The organism is Colwellia sp. MEBiC06753 (assembly GCF_053470325.1).
In genome coordinates this window covers 253,257-269,385 of record NZ_JBQMTM010000002.1, presented here as the reverse complement: position 1 = coordinate 269,385, position 16,129 = coordinate 253,257, and the positions used below count along the sequence as shown (strand labels likewise).

Annotated in this window: 12 protein-coding genes and 4 tRNA genes; 3 read left to right on the top strand and 13 right to left on the bottom strand. The window is 41.1% G+C overall.

The features are described from left to right. The first annotated feature begins 13 nt into the window (after window positions 1–13). The 3 genes from ACOB82_RS03060 (at window position 14) to pdxH (ending at window position 2,367) form a co-directional block, all read left to right on the top strand. Window positions 14–193: a PA3496 family putative envelope integrity protein gene (locus tag ACOB82_RS03060; RefSeq protein ID WP_448211466.1), complete on the top strand. Its 180-nt coding sequence runs from the start codon at window positions 14–16 to the stop codon at window positions 191–193. 204 nt (window positions 194–397) lie between these two features. Further along, window positions 398–1,612 (top strand): amidohydrolase, encoded by a 1,215-nt coding sequence (locus ACOB82_RS03055; protein ID WP_448211488.1) that lies wholly within the window; start codon window positions 398–400, stop codon window positions 1,610–1,612. A gap of 101 nt (window positions 1,613–1,713) precedes the next feature. After that, the gene (gene pdxH / locus ACOB82_RS03050; protein ID WP_448211465.1) at window positions 1,714–2,367 is read left to right on the top strand and encodes a pyridoxamine 5'-phosphate oxidase; all 654 of its coding nucleotides are present in this window, start codon (window positions 1,714–1,716) and stop codon (window positions 2,365–2,367) included. A gap of 107 nt (window positions 2,368–2,474) precedes the next feature. Here the strand turns inward: pdxH and ACOB82_RS03045 are convergent, their stop codons facing one another. The 13 genes from ACOB82_RS03045 to ACOB82_RS02985 form a co-directional block, all read right to left on the bottom strand. Further along, window positions 2,475–3,608: a sodium ion-translocating decarboxylase subunit beta gene (locus tag ACOB82_RS03045; RefSeq protein WP_448211464.1), complete on the bottom strand. Its 1,134-nt coding sequence runs from the start codon at window positions 3,606–3,608 to the stop codon at window positions 2,475–2,477. Window positions 3,609–3,616: 8 nt separating this feature from the next. After that, entirely contained in the window at window positions 3,617–5,386 is a 1,770-nt protein-coding gene (gene oadA, locus ACOB82_RS03040) for a sodium-extruding oxaloacetate decarboxylase subunit alpha (RefSeq protein WP_448211463.1), read from the bottom strand. A 17-nt stretch (window positions 5,387–5,403) separates the two neighbouring features. After that, window positions 5,404–5,667 (bottom strand): OadG family transporter subunit, encoded by a 264-nt coding sequence (locus ACOB82_RS03035; protein WP_448211462.1) that lies wholly within the window; start codon window positions 5,665–5,667, stop codon window positions 5,404–5,406. Between the two features lie 852 nt (window positions 5,668–6,519). After that, window positions 6,520–6,596: transfer RNA gene (locus ACOB82_RS03030), tRNA-Arg, on the bottom strand. 124 nt (window positions 6,597–6,720) lie between these two features. Continuing rightward, window positions 6,721–6,797 (bottom strand) — tRNA-Arg (locus tag ACOB82_RS03025). Between the two features lie 264 nt (window positions 6,798–7,061). Beyond that, window positions 7,062–7,138, bottom strand: a tRNA-Arg gene (locus tag ACOB82_RS03020). A gap of 50 nt (window positions 7,139–7,188) precedes the next feature. Next, window positions 7,189–7,281, bottom strand: a tRNA-Ser gene (locus tag ACOB82_RS03015). A gap of 233 nt (window positions 7,282–7,514) precedes the next feature. Next, complete coding sequence (locus ACOB82_RS03010) at window positions 7,515–10,247, bottom strand: M16 family metallopeptidase (protein ID WP_448211461.1); 2,733 nt, start codon at window positions 10,245–10,247, stop codon at window positions 7,515–7,517. Between the two features lie 167 nt (window positions 10,248–10,414). Next, entirely contained in the window at window positions 10,415–10,612 is a 198-nt protein-coding gene (csrA, locus tag ACOB82_RS03005) for a carbon storage regulator CsrA (RefSeq protein WP_115999145.1), read from the bottom strand. 135 nt (window positions 10,613–10,747) lie between these two features. After that, a complete protein-coding gene (locus tag ACOB82_RS03000) occupies window positions 10,748–11,974 on the bottom strand; it encodes an aspartate kinase (protein ID WP_448211460.1) in 1,227 nt (408 codons plus the stop codon). Window positions 11,975–11,981: 7 nt separating this feature from the next. Beyond that, window positions 11,982–14,606, bottom strand: a complete 2,625-nt coding sequence (gene alaS / locus ACOB82_RS02995) for an alanine--tRNA ligase (RefSeq protein ID WP_448211459.1) — start codon at window positions 14,604–14,606, stop codon at window positions 11,982–11,984. A 21-nt stretch (window positions 14,607–14,627) separates the two neighbouring features. Next, complete coding sequence (locus tag ACOB82_RS02990) at window positions 14,628–15,065, bottom strand: regulatory protein RecX (RefSeq protein WP_448211458.1); 438 nt, start codon at window positions 15,063–15,065, stop codon at window positions 14,628–14,630. A 165-nt stretch (window positions 15,066–15,230) separates the two neighbouring features. Then, window positions 15,231–16,079: an MBL fold metallo-hydrolase gene (locus ACOB82_RS02985; RefSeq protein ID WP_448211457.1), complete on the bottom strand. Its 849-nt coding sequence runs from the start codon at window positions 16,077–16,079 to the stop codon at window positions 15,231–15,233. Window positions 16,080–16,129 lie beyond the last annotated feature (50 nt).

Below are 16,129 nucleotides of genomic sequence, written 5' to 3'. Positions count from 1 at the left end.
TAGGAATAAAACAATGTCTTATAACTTTAGCAACAACATAGTCAACAGCAAAGATTCTGCTGATTTTGAACAGGATTTTCCGCTAAATGAAGAGTCAATCAAACATACAAAAGTTAGAAAGCGTATTGATGAATTATTAGAGCAAAAACGCTTAAAAGAGCTACTTGATGACTCGAATGACTGGGACGTTTAACCTAGCTTAGCCTAGATTAGTTAACTAAGTGATTTTAATTATCCATTATCACTATTAGATAATTTCTTAACTTTGCAGTAAGGTAAAGTAACTGATAACAACAAGCACTTTACCACCATGAAAAAACTACTATTAGCTTCGACTATTACCTTTTGTTGCCAAGCGTTTGCAGCAATCGATCCACTTAAAGAAAATGTCGCCGAGATGGCATCATCTATTGAACCGCAAGTGATCAAGTGGCGCCGTCATTTCCACCAATATCCTGAATTATCCAATCGCGAATTTGAAACAGCTAAGACTATTGCCAAATACTTAACCGAGCTAGGGCTCGATGTACAGACAGGTATCGCCAAAACTGGTGTAGTTGCAGTATTAGATTCAGGCAAGCCTGGGCCTGTTGTTGCACTACGAGCCGATATTGATGGCTTACCTGTAACGGAAAATACCGGTCTGCCGTTTGAGTCTAAAGTAAAGTCTACCCACAATGGCATGGACGTTGGCGTAATGCATGCTTGTGGTCATGATACGCATATTGCAATGTTAATGGGCGCCGCAAAAATCCTAACCACGATGAAAGACCAACTCTCCGGTAAAGTTAAGTTTATTTTCCAGCCAGCAGAAGAAGGCGCACCTGCAGGAGAAGTTGGAGGCGCAGAAATAATGGTCAAAGAAGGCGTATTAAAAAATCCAGATGTAGACGTTATTTTTGGCTTACATATCAGTTCAGACCTTGACGTTGGTGCGGTTGAGTATAAAGAAGAAGGTATCATGGCTGCAGTGGATCCGTATAAAATCGTTATTAAAGGGAAGCAATCTCATGGTGCTTATCCTTGGTTAAGTGCCGATCCTATTGTATCTGCCGCACAAGTTATCATGGGTTTACAAACCATAGTTAGCCGTGAAGTGAAACTAGTAGACAGTGCAGCAGTAGTTACAGTAGGAATGATCCACGGTGGTAATCGTTCAAACATTATTCCGAGTGAAGTGGAGTTAGTCGGCACCATAAGAACACTGAATCCAGAAATTCGTAAGCATATTCATGAAGCAGTACATCGTAAAGCTTCAAACATTGCAGCCAGCATGAACACCACGGCAGAGGTAACTTTACCATTGGATTACCAATACCCTGTTACCTATAACGATCCATCGCTAATGCAACAAATGCTACCAACATTAGTTGCGACTGCGGGTGAAGATAACACCAGATTAACTAAAGCCGTGACTGGCGCGGAAGATTTTTCATTCTTCCAAGAACAAGTGCCAGGGCTATACCTATTCGTTGGTGGTAAAAGCTTAGATATTCCGGCAAGTGAAGCACCAGGTCATCACACCCCTGAGTTTAAAATTGATGAAAGCGGTATGAAGTTGGGCGTTAAACTGCTTACGAATCTTACGCTTGATTATATGAAGCAACACTAAGCACTTAATTTAAACTAGTCACTCGCTAGCGTACCGAAATGCTAGCGAGTATTCTGTGTTATGAGTTAACATTAGCTATCTTTGTTAGCTCAGTGAACATCATGACTTTTTTGGAAAAAATACGCTGCTTGTTGACCTTTGGTCAAGGTGTAGCTTTACCCTTACCAGCCCTTAACGAAAATACTAACCCAATTACTTTATTCGAAACCTGGTTTGATGAAGCCAATAAGTCAGGTATTCTGTTGCCCGAGGCTATGTCTGTTAGCACTTGTAATCGCGAAGACAAACCTAGTTCACGTATGGTTTTACTAAAATCATTTGATAGTGATGGTTTTGTTTTCTACACCAATTACGGCAGCCGTAAAAGTCAGGAATTATTAGAAAACCAAAATGTAGCGCTACTATTTCACTGGAATGTTCTGCAACGTCAGGTGCGTATTGAAGGGACAGTAGAAAAAGTCTCAGCACAGCAGTCAGCCGATTATTTTCATAGTCGCGATCGCGGAAGCCAAATAGGTGCGTGGGCATCAAAACAAAGCCAACGCTTTCAATATGAACACGAATTAACGGATCGCGTAAGCCATTTCCAAAAAGAATTTTCAGAAGGTGAAGTGCCACTACCCGATTTTTGGGGCGGCTGGCGAGTGAAACCTGAATACATTGAGTTTTGGCAAGGTAGAGCCAGTAGATTGCACGACAGATTATGCTTTGAAAAATCAGCTGATAGCTGGCAGCATTTTAAATTACACCCGTAATTAAATTTTTCACCTTAAATTAAAAAAGCCTTAAGTTTTCACTTAAGGCTTTTTATTTATCCTAACTTAGCTAATTAATTTATTAGTTAATCTCATTGCCAACTAGGTTATGGCCCAACCAATGCCAGTAAAATACCAGCAGCAACCGCTGATCCAAGTACACCAGCAACATTTGGCCCCATGGCATGCATTAATAAGAAATTATGCGGGTTAGCTTCCAAACCAACCTTATTAGCAACACGTGCTGCCATAGGTACCGCAGATACGCCAGCAGCACCAATTAACGGATTAATCGGCTCTTTTGTTAGCTTATTCATAAGTTTCGCCATTAATACGCCTGACGCAGTACCGATAGAGAAAGCCACTGCACCTAACCCCAAAATACCTAAAGTTTCTACGTTTAAGAATTTATCCGCGCTTAATTTAGAACCAACGCCTAAACCTAAAAAGATAGTAACGATATTAATTAACTCATTTTGAGCAGTAGAACTTAACCGATCAACCACGCCGCTTTCCCGCATCAAGTTACCTAAACAGAACATACCCACTAGTGGCGTAGCTGCTGGCAAAAATAGAATGGTCATTAACAACACTGCCAGTGGGAAGATGATTTTCTCAATCTTAGTTACATGGCGCAGCTGTGCCATTTCTATTTTACGTTCTTCTTCAGTGGTAAATAGCTTCATAATTGGTGGCTGAATAATCGGCACCAAGGCCATATATGAATAAGCTGCCACCGCAATAGCTCCCAGCAACTCAGGCGCTAATTTTGATGCTAAGAAGATTGCAGTTGGGCCATCAGCGCCACCAATGATAGCAATAGCCGAGGCATCTTGTAGGGTAAATTCAAAGCCAGGGATCGCATTTAGCGCGATTGCGCCAAATAATGTTGCAAAGATACCAAACTGAGCAGCAGCTCCTAAGAATAAGGTTTTAGGGTTAGCGATTAACGCACCAAAGTCAGTCATCGCCCCTACTCCCATAAAGATAAGTAGCGGGAAGATACCTGTATCTATGCCAACATCATAGATATAGTGCAGTAAACCGCCAGCTTCAGAGAAACCGGCTACTGGAATATTAGTTAATATAGCGCCAAAACCAATTGGCACTAATAACAAGGGTTCAAAGTTTTTAGCAATAGCTAAATAAAGTAAGCCACAGCCCACTAACATCATGATAACTTGGCTTAGCTCGAAGTTGGCAAGGCCAGTCGACATCCATAACGTATGCAATTGTTCCATGTTTACCTCTACGCTAAGCTCAACAACACGTCGCCAACGGCAACTGAGTCACCTTCACGTACATTCAAGCTAACCACCTTGCCGCCCGCTACCGCGCGAACTTCGGTTTCCATTTTCATCGCTTCCATGATCAACACAACTTGGCCTTCGGCCACTTCATCACCTTCATGAACCAATACTTTGAAAATGTTTCCAGCCAATGGTGCGTTTAACGTTTCTTCAGCGCTTACAGAAGCCGTTTGCTTAATTGCAGCATCAGCAGCTTGCGCCACCGATGTAACACTACCGCTTGGACCAACAACAACATCATAGACTTTACCATCAACGCTGACTGCGTAGCTCTCAGCCGCGGCTGGAGAGCCTTTGGGCGCTTGAGTAACAACATCTTCTTTTGATGGTTTTGGTTCGAAAGCATCTGGATTATTGCGATTTTCTAAGAATTTAAGCCCTATTTGTGGGAATAAGGCATAGGTTAAAACATCATCAATACTGTCATCAGCAAGCATGATATTTTTCTCTTTTGCTAATTGTTCAAGCTCTGCTGTTAGGTTATCCATTTCTGGCGATAATAGATCAGCTGGGCGACAAGTAATTGCCTCACCACCATCTAACACACGCGCTTGAAGTTCTGCATCGACTGGTGCCGCGGTTGAACCATATTCACCTTTTAGCACCCCAGCAGTTTCTTTAGTAATGGTTTTATAACGTTCGCCAGTTAATACATTTAATACTGATTGAGTACCAACAATTTGCGAAGTTGGTGTAACTAATGGAATATAGCCTAAGTCTTTACGAACTTTTGGAATTTCAGTGAGCACTTCATCTAAGCGATCAGCTGCGCCTTGTTCTTTTAACTGACTTTCCATATTAGTTAACATACCGCCAGGAACCTGAGCTAATAAAATTCGAGCATCGACCCCTTTTAAGCTACCTTCAAATTTGGCGTATTTTTCCCGAACATCACGGAAGTAAGCGGCTACTTCTGCAAGTTTTTGCATATCTAGCCCTGTATCTCGTGGGCTACCTTCAACAGCCGAAACAATGGTTTCTGTTGGTGAATGACCGTAGGTCATACTCATTGATGAAATAGAGGTATCAATAACATCGACATCAGCATCAATTGCTTTCATATGAGTAGCAACACTTAAACCTGTAGTCGCGTGACAGTGCAAAGCAATAGGTAGCGACACAGTTTCTTTAAGTTTGCTGATCAGCTCTTGCGCATAGTAAGGCTTCAATAAGCCCGCCATATCTTTAATACACAACGAGTGCGCCCCCATATCTTCTAATTGCTTAGCCATGGTTAACCAGCCATCTAGCGTATGCACAGGGCTTTCTGTAAAGCTCAAGGTGCCTTGAGCATGTGCGCCAACTTTAACTGCCGCTTTAATGGCAGTTTGTAAATTACGTACATCATTCATTGCATCAAAAATACGGAAAACATCGACACCGTTAATGTGTGCACGCTCAACAAATTTTTCTACAACATCATCAGCATAGTGGCGATAACCTAAAATATTTTGCCCACGAAATAGCATTTGTTGCTTAGTGTTTGGCATCGCTTTTTTTAACTCACGAATGCGATGCCATGGATCTTCGCCTAAATAACGAATACACGAATCAAATGTGGCACCGCCCCATGATTCAATTGACCAAAAACCAATTTCATCTAATTTTGAAGCAATTGGCAGCATATCTTCCAAACGTAATCGGGTGGCAAGTAAAGACTGGTGCCCATCTCTTAATACAACTTCAGTGATACCTAATGGCTTTGTCATAACCTAACTCCTATTTATTATTTTTTATTCTTTTGGCGGTATTGCGAAACAGCTGCCGAGATTGCGGCCACAACAGACGGCGATACACCATTAGTTTCAACAGGTTTATTAACTCTAGAACGAGTCACAGATTGTGCAACTGGATCGGGAAATTTATTAGCCAGTGGCGCTAACACCGTATTAATCACAACGACTAATATCCCTAAAAATGCAAAGACAAATACCATGCCTGCTAACATTAAGGTGCCAGCTTCGATAAACAGCTCTCCTAATGACTCCATTTGTTACTCTCTTTTATTTATTTAATTAACATTAGAATAATCACTCCAATAATCAAAAATCAAATAAAAATTGAACGATTATTAAAAAAACTCTAAGTCAAGCACACCACTAACGTTTATTGATAAAAATTCATAATATTTTGATATTTATTCAATGAAAATTTCGGAAAAACAGAATTTGTATACAATATTTTATATTTAAAAACCATTTATAAGCTGGAAAAACCACAAAACAGCATATTGTATCCAATTTATTTTGTATTCAGCGTTATTGAATACGTCACTTTTATGTCATTACTTTAATCATTAAAATTTTTTGAAACTTCAATTAACCATAGCAATTAATCACTGATTTGTAATGACCTCTGTTAATCGTTAAACAGCTAAACATTGGAATAGTAAATTAACAGAAATTCAGAAATAGCACCCGGTACTATTTCCGCTAAAACTAGATACTAAGGCTAGGAGCTAAAACTAAGCTCTAAAGTTAAGCTCTAAAACTAAGCGCTAAAACTAAGTGCTAAAGCGAGACAAAATTGGAAACAAGTTGCACTAAAGACTTTTAAATAATCTCAAATAGATAAGAGGTAAGAGAGAAGAGAGAAGATAAAAATTAAAGAAAGAAAACGACTACAAAGTCGGCTTTCTTAAATGTGGCGATTGCTGTAGGAGTCGAACCTGCGACCGAATAGAATTGCTCGTAGCCAGCTTTTCTTCTCGTAAATAACAAACAAAAAGCTATCCAGCTGAGCTACCCCTTAAGCCAAGCTGAACATCGCCCTAGTAATAGAGTTTGAACAACCTAAAAATTAGGCATAAAAAAACCGACTATAAAGTCGGTTTTCTTAAATGTGGCGGACGCGGCAGGAGTCGAACCTGCGACCGCCTGGTTCGTAGCCAGGTACTCTATCCAGCTGAGCTACGCGTCCGCGGTCAATCAATATTTTATATCCCGAGTTAGGGATAGCGATTAATATCGCGTTCACTTTAGTTTTATATCTGAAGTGGCAGATAGGCATAAAAAAACCGACCAATAGTCGGCTTCCTTAAATATGGCGGACGCGGCAGGAGTCGAACCTGCGACCGCCTGGTTCGTAGCCAGGTACTCTATCCAGCTGAGCTACGCGTCCGCGGTCAATCAATATTTTATATCCCGAGATAAGGATAGCGAACCTGTTCGTAACCATCTTAGTCAAGCATACTGCCTATCCAGCTGAGCTACGCGTCCGCGGTCAATCAATATTTTATATCCCGAGTTAGGGATAGCGAACCTGTTCGTAGCCATCTTAGTCAAATAAACTTTCTAACTTAACTACATATTCGCGGTATATTAACTTCTTTAACCAGCCTTAATATTAGCTGCTATTTTGCGAAAAACCACTTTAGTAAAAAAGTGGCGGACGCGGCAGGAGTCGAACCTGCGACCGCCTGGTTCGTAGCCAGGTACTCTATCCAGCTGAGCTACGCGTCCGTCGCATTCTTTTATTTCACATTCCGTAGGAATGAAGATTAAAAGAAAAATGGCGGTGAGAGAGGGATTTGAACCCTCGATACGGCTACAAACCGTATACTCCCTTAGCAGGGGAGCGCCTTCGGCCACTCGGCCATCTCACCAGTGGGTGCGAATATTAATGGATATAAAAAATATGTCAAACAGTTTTTTAGCTTTTTTGTTTGTTTGAACATAATTCAGGCAACACGCTTATATTTAGCCCAGTTACTCAATGAATATATGAAAAAATCATTCAGTTAAGTTTGAAATTAGCTGGCTAAAGCATTTCATTTTCCGGCATAAAAAAAGGCTATCAATACGATAGCCTTTACGATTAACACAAGTTTAAGCAAGTTTATTCAACTTTACTCATGTCACCACCTTTAATAATACTGAAGTCATCAACTTTAAAGTATTTTTTTACCACCTGATGAACGTCGTCAGCAGTTAATGCCGCCAAGTCCCGCTCATAATGTTTGCTAAATTGCATGGTTTTATCAAAGAACAAATTGCTATTGAGTTTACCTACTAACTCTTTGTCTTGTGAACGACTCACGCGCTTACCTTGCAATAAGCCAGATTTAGCCGAAGCAATTTCTGCCTCAGTAAAGCCATCTTTAATCAGCCTAGCTAACTCTTCTTTAAATCCTACTTCAACCTTGGCTAAATTTTGCGGCGCACATATCGCATACGCCCCCATTGACGCTCGTTCATCATTGCCACTCATATTAACAAACGAGCCTGCCCCATAACTTAAGCCATCTTGTTGGCGTAAACGTGTCGCTAAACGGCTATTGAGGAAGCCACCGCCAAAAATATAATTGGCCAACTCTAAAGCCGGTGCATCTTTGCTATTTATTCCTACCGGCAAACTAGTGGCAGCAACAAACACAGCATTTTCTTTGTCTGGTGTATCAAACACTTTATTTTCAGGCGTCATTTTTTGATAAGGCTGGGTAATACGCTGATAGCGACTATCTGACTGCCAGTGGCCAAATAATTTATTAAGCGCTTCTACTACCTGTTGCTCGTCAAAATCACCAATCACACTAATTTGCATATGGTTAGCTCCATAAAACTGGCGGTGAAATGCTTTTAACTGTTCGAGTTTTATTTGCTTTAATGCTGCCAACTCTTCTACCATGGTCGCCACATAGCGCGGATGCGATGGTTCAAATGGGCTTTGCTTACGAGAATACTCTCTAAACACTATTGCTTGAGGATCTTGTAATTGTTGCTCAATATCCACTTCGGTGGTCGAAATCAGCTGGTCAAACTCTTTTTGATCAAACGCTGGAGATTTTAACACTTGCGCAATCAATTCAATGGCCGCCAACAAGTTAGTTTTGTCAGTTTGAACGCTAGCAAAAATGCCTTCAGCCGAGCCGCCAGCGCTAGCACTGGTTTTAATGCGATCAAACTCATCTTTTAACTGCTCACGTGTTAACTTTTGCGTGCCTCGCATTAACATAGCGCCAGTTAATTCACCTACTAAGCCTTTATTCTTTAAGGTCTCTAACGTGCCCATCTGCGACGCAATTGATACAACAACAGACTCACCTCTCGTTTTCTTAGTCAACATTGCCAGTTTAATGCCGTTATTTAACGAAACTATTTGTGTTCTTTGATCAATGTTGTCATGGCTAGGCTCAAACGCCTCGCCTTGCGCGACCGCTTCTTTTCCTTTATACCCTTCGAGCATAGCTGCAACACTTTCAACCTGAGGGATTTCAACACGCTCAGGTTTCTCAGTTGGTATATAGCGGCCAGTTGTTCGGTTATTTTGTACTAAATAAGTGGTCGCAACTCGCTGTACATCGGCTAATGTTACTTGCTCAATGCGATCACGATTTAAAAACAATAATCGCCAATCGCCCATACCAACCCACTCACTTAACCCTAATGCAACTTGTTCAGAAGAATTAAAGGTTAAACCGATATTTTTGGCGATCGTTCGTTTAGCCCGCTCGACTTCATCTTCGGTAAACGGTTTCGCCGCTAGACCTTCAACTGTTTCATTTAACGCGGCTTCGGTTTTTGATAAATCGGCATCTTTGTCCACTTCGGCAAAATATAGTGCGACACCCGGCTCTTGCCATTGAAAATTAAAGCCAAATGTACGGCTAGCCAATTGGTTTTCCACCAGCGCTTTATGCAAGCGACCGGTAGAGCTAGCGCCTAAAATTTCTGTCGCTACTTCTAACGCTGCAAAATCAGGGTGCGAGCCCGCAGGCACATGATACATAGTACCTACAAGTTGCACATCACCCACTCGACGTACGGTCGCAATTCGCTCACCATCTTGTGCTGGTTCTTGAGTGTATAACGGCTGAATCACTCGTTCAGGTTTTGGAATAACGCCAAAATATTGCTCAATAAGTGCCAGCATCGCTTTATTTTCAAACTTACCAGCAACAATTAATGTGGCATTATCTGGCTGATAATAATTTTTATAAAATGCCTGTAGGCGCTCAATATTGACATTTTCTAAGTCTGAACGCGCACCTATGGTTGATTTGCCATAGTTGTGCCATTCGAAGGCCGTTGCCATCATTCGCTGTAAAGTTACGTTCGACGGGCTATTTTCACCGCGCTCAAATTCGTTGCGCACCACTGTCATTTCACTATCGAGATCTTTCTTGGCGATAAAAGAATTGACCATGCGATCAGCTTCCATATCTAGCGCCCAATTTATATTTTCTTCGGTAGCAGAAAATGTTTCAAAATAGTTGGTTCTATCGGTCCAAGTTGTGCCATTTGGGCGTGCGCCATGCGAACTTAATTCAGCTGGAATATCTTTATGACGCGGCGTGCCTTTGAACACAAGATGCTCAAGTAAATGCGCCATTCCAGTTTCACCATAGTTTTCATGTTTAGAGCCAACATGATAAGTAACGTTTACCGTTACGGTTTCTTTAGTGGGATCGGGAAATAATAATACTTGTAAACCATTAGCAAGGCGGTACTCGCTAATTCCTTCGACTTCGGTAACTAGCTCTGCTGCCATATTAGGTAATGACACTAAGCCTAAACAGGTAATGACCAATGAATTGAGCAGTATGTGCTTACGTTGGCGCAAAAGAAACATTTGCTTCTCCTTGTGGTAAATGTAAAGCCAATAAAAGCTTTTTGCGTTACTAAAGCTGGCTATTACCCAGCTTGATACTGCTAACTTAATTGAAGAAAAAACAATTGTATAGGGAGGATAAACAAAAAAGGCCGGCAATTGCCGACCTAATATGTAAGAAAATAAGGCTAAAATTGATTGCCTGACGGCTCAGAGTCACCTTTTTCAGCTTGTATGCGCATATAAATTTCTTCACGGTGTACTGAAACTTCTTTAGGTGCATTTACGCCAATGCGCACTTGATTACCTTTAACACCTAACACAGTTACAGTGACATCATCACCGATCATTAACGTTTCACCGACGCGACGAGTTAATATTAACATTCTACGGTTCCTTTATGTATGAATTGAGATCCACTAAATATCTTTAAGCTAGTTTTGGTCTAAGACCTTATCTAAATTAGACTACTTTTGATAAAAGTTCATGTTTAACAGCATAAACAATTAAAAAATAATAACTTAGACGGGTAAATCTAATCCAAAGTCCTGATGCAACATTTGTACAGCAGCAACTAAGTTAGATTCATCAATCACGACAGAGCATGCTATCTCTGACGTTGAAATTAATTTGATGTCAATGTCTTCAGTGGCAAAGCGCGATAAGATCTTACTTACAGCGTTTGCATAAGAATTAACGCCAATGCCGACTACAGAAAGTTTAGCAACAGAATCAGCAATGTGTATAGTACCAAACTTGTTACATGATGTAATCAATTCCAGCGCAGATTTTAGGGAATTCAACTTGTTACGAGCTAAGGTAAATTTCAGCTGTTTTTTATCCACATCAATATCACTAAGCGTGACTAAATCCGTTTCGATATTAGCTTCACTTAATAACTGAAACACTTCTGCCACTTGCGCTGGTGTTAAGTCACTCATTGCCACTAACGCTTCTTGTTGATGATGGACAATACTGGAAATATGCGCCGGCGTTATAGACTCGGCTAACAATTGCTTTTCACTCATCACTAAGGTTCCTTCACCTTGCTCAAAACTGCTTAATACCCGAATAGGCATATTGTGTTGATAGGCATATTCCACCGATCGATTCTGCAACACTTTAGCGCCAAGGCTTGCCATAACCAACATTTCATCAAATGATAAAAATGGTAGCCTTCTCGCCGCAGGTACTATACGAGGATCGGCCGAGTAAACACCGTCAACATCGGTAAATATTTGAGTTTCAGACGCGCCAACAGCAACCGCTAGCGCCACCGCACTAGTATCTGAACCACCACGGCCTAAGGTGGTAATATTGCCATCACGATCTTGTCCCTGGAAACCTGCAACTACCACTACTTGCTCTTGTGCGAGTGCTTGATTAAGGCGCTCAGTATCAATATGTTCAATACGAGCGGCACCAAACTGGTTATTGGTTTGAATACCTACCTGGTGCGCAAGCAATGATATTGCCGAAATACCGCGCTGTACTAGCGCTATCGCCAGCAAAGATATACTGACCTGTTCTCCGCTAGACAGCAACATGTCTAATTCACGGCTTGCAGGTTGTACATCTAATTGCTGAGCCATGGCAAGCAGACGATTGGTTTCACCCGCCATTGCTGACAATACCACCACCACTTGGTGGCCTTGTCGTACCGTATTGATTACGTTTTCTGCAACGGCTTCAATACGAGAAAGGGAACCTACCGAGGTTCCCCCATATTTTTGAACAATAATTGCCACAAATAACTTAACTCAACTGCTGAGATAACCAAGGTTGAACTGAAGCTAACGCTGACTCAACGTTTTCTGGTTGGCTACCACCGGCTTGCGCCATATCTGGGCGACCACCACCTTTACCACCGACTTGCTGAGCAACAAAGTTCACGAGTTCACCCGCTTTTACTTGACCCACTAGGTCTTTAGTGACACCAGCAATTAGGCTTACTTTGCCGTCGCTTGCCGTTGCCAACATAATAATACCTGAGCCCATTTTCACTTTCAGCTCATCAACCATTCCGCGAAGCGCTTTGCCTTCAACGCCATCTAGGTTAGCAATCAATGCTTTAACGCCGTTAATGTCAATAGCTTGGCTAACAAGGTCTGCGCCAGCTGCTGATGCTAATTGTTGTTTAAGCTGAGTAATTTCTTTTTCTAATTGCTTATTACGGGCAATCATTTGCTCTACTTTGCTAGTAGTACTAGCAACATCTGATTTCACTAACTGTGCAATTAAATCTAAGGTATCAGCTTGTGCATCAACAAACTTGAGCGCAGCTTCAGCGGTTACGGCTTCAATACGGCGTACACCAGCTGCAATACCTGATTCTGATACAATCTTAAATAAGCCAATTTCACCAGTGCGATCAACGTGAACACCACCACAAAGCTCGGTAGAAAAATCACCTAAGGTTACTACGCGTACTTCGTCATCATACTTTTCACCAAATAATGCCATTGCACCTTTCGCTTTAGCTTCGTCAATTTGCATTAATGCAGTTTCACGAGCGAGGTTACGGCGAATCTCAGCATTTACCATTTGTTCAATAGTTTGTAATTCATCATGAGTAACGGCTTCAAAGTGTGAAAAGTCAAAGCGCAACTTATCTTCATCAACTAATGAACCTTTTTGGGTAACATGATCGCCCAACACTTTGCGAAGAGCTGCATGCAAGATATGCGTAGCGGTATGGTTTTTAACAATCGCCGCACGGCGCTCAGCGTTAATTACAGCTTTTACTCGTGAATTAACACCAAAATCAGCTTGCGCTATACCATGGTGAGCAAAAGCATTGCCCACTTTTACGGTATCCGTTACTTCAAAAGTACCGTTATCTAACTCTAAAACACCTGAGTCACCAACCTGACCACCAGATTCGGCATAAAACGGCGTGTTATCTAAAATTACCACACCTTTGTCACCAGCACTTAACGCAGAGACTCGCTCGCCTTCTTTAAATAGTTCAACAACCGTACTTGAGTATTCGTGTTGCGTATAACCTTTAAATTGAGTTTGCTTATCTGACTTTAATTGCTCGTTGTAATCGGTGCCAAACTGGCTCGCTTGCTGAGCTCGCTCACGTTGTAAGCCCATTGCTACATCAAAACCGTTTTGGTCAATACGTAGTTGACGTTCACGGGCAATATCTGCAGTTAAATCGGCTGGAAAACCGTAAGTGTCATAAAGTTTAAAGACATCGTCACCAGCAATGGTATCGCCGTCTAAATCACTAATAATATCTTCTAACAACGCTAAACCGCGATCTAATGTACGACCAAATTGTTCTTCTTCAATGCGTAGCATTTTTTCAACAATTGCTTGTTGTGCAACAAGTTCAGGATAAGCTTCACCCATTTGTTCAATTAATGCTGCCACTAGCTTGTGGAAGAAGAAGTCTTTAGCGCCAAGCTTATTACCATGGCGAATAGCTCGGCGGATAATACGGCGAAGTACATAGCCACGACCTTCATTTGATGGCATAACGCCATCAACAATCATAAAGCTACAAGAACGAATATGATCGGCAATTACACGTAGTGATTTATTTTCTAAGTCGTCAGTACCAACAACACTAGCCGCGGCTTTAATTAAGCCTTGGAAAATATCAATTTCGTAGTTGCTGTGAACGTTTTGCATAATTGCAGAAATACGCTCTAAGCCCATGCCGGTATCTACAGACGGCTTCGGTAAATTTTCCATCGTGCCATCGGCATGACGGTTAAACTGCATAAATACTAAGTTCCAGATTTCAATAAAACGATCGCCATCTTCTTCTGGAGAACCCGGAGGACCACCCCAAATATGCTCACCGTGATCATAAAAAATTTCAGAACAAGGACCACAAGGACCGGTATCACCCATTGACCAGAAGTTATCTGAATCGTATTTTTTGCCGCCTTTCTTATCGCCAATGCGAATAATTTTTTCAGCCGGTACGCCTACTTGCTTATTCCAAATATCAAACGCTTCATCATCGGTTTCATAAATAGTAACCAGTAATTTTTCTTCAGGCAGTTTTAATACTGTTGTTAGAAACTCCCAAGCAAATTTCACCGCATCTTCTTTAAAGTAATCACCAAAACTAAAATTACCTAGCATTTCAAAGAAGGTGTGGTGACGAGCGGTATAACCGACATTTTCCAAATCGTTATGCTTACCACCTGCACGCACACAACGCTGAGATGACGTAGCTCGGGTATAACTACGCGACTCTGCACCTAAGAACACATCTTTAAATGGCACCATACCAGCATTGGTAAATAATAAGGTGGCATCGTTACCTGGCACTAATGAAGCGCTCTGCACGATCTGATGTTGTTTTGAGGCGAAGAAATTTAAAAACGATTTTCTTATCTCGGCACTGCTTAAAGTCATGGTAATTCCAACGTTATTCTATTAAACGGCATTCAATACGGCTAAACATTCGTCGATTGAAAACCCTCGGTATTGTAAAAATCTCAGTCGTTTGGCTTTATCTTTTTGATCTTGAATTTCACTGTCACCGAAGCGTTTTTGGTAGGCAAGTTCAGCTTGTAAATGCCAGTCAACATTAAGCTCGTTTAGCGCGATAGTATAAATATCGCTATCAACACCTTTTTGCTTAAGCTCTTGGCGAATAGCTTGCCAGCCGTAACCGCGTGACACTTTATTACGAATAACACTTTCGGCAAATCGACTGTTTGATAGATAGTCATTATCTATCAAAAACTCGATTACCGGTTCGATATCGCTTTGGTCAAACAGCTTTGATTGAAGCTTCTGACTTAGCTCTTTTATCGAATGTTCGCGCCGAGACAACAGGTCAATAGCACGGTGTAATACGTCTTTATTCAAGTAAAATTTAACCAGACAAATAATAGTCGGTATTCTAACTATAAACCGTGGTTAATGTGTAGTGATTTGTCGGAATTTTCTGGAGGAAAATAAGGAAAGTTAACGCTATCAGAGCTATTTAATCATTGAGATAGCGTTAACCTAATATTTATAGGGTACTAGGAGTTATTTTAAATCTTTAATTAAGGTTTTTAGCCATTTTTCTTCATTGATAAAACTCCATGAAAGGTGTTTGTATTTTTCATGAATACCTTGCGCTAAAATCTCTTGCTCAGACTTACCCGCTTTTAGCTGCTGCTCGACCAGGGCAATACTTTCCTCAATCATGGTGGCAAATGCCTGATAGCCTTTTTTATCTGAAAGCTTACCGTGACCTGGAATAATAACAACGTCATCAGGATAACGATTAATTAATTGTTTAACGTTTGCTAGGTATGCTCTAACGTTACCACCACCATTTAAATCGACATAAGGAAAACCGATTTCAAAAAATAAGTCGCCAGTGTGTAATACATTTGCGTTTTTGAAATAGACCACTGTATCACTATCCGTGTGACCAGAAGGTAAATGGGTTAACTGCACTTCTTCATTTTCAAGGTAAATCGTCACGCCTTGCTCGTAGGTTACTACGGGTAAAGCCGCTACGTCTGCATCTGATTTTTCCGCTAAACGTTTACGAACATTACTATGAGCAAAGATTGGTGCCTGATGGGAAAAGTAGCTATTACTGCCGGTATGATCGCCATGATAATGGGTGTTAATCACGTATTTTAACTCTTGATCAACAAGCGACTTCATCGCCTGTTCGATCTGCTCAGCAAGCGGAGCAAACTTATTATCAATTAGCATCAGGCCTTTTTCTGTTGCTAGTACGCCAATATTGCCACCATCGCCAGATAACATATAAACTTGTTTAGCTACTGGTGTTACCGTTATCGCTGATTTTTCAGTGCTGGTTGCCAGAGCAAACTTGCTGATGATCAACGAAGTTATTATTAATATTATTTTTTTCATCGTTATATTTTCCCTAATTGATGCACAACTACAAACATTACGACTGTAGG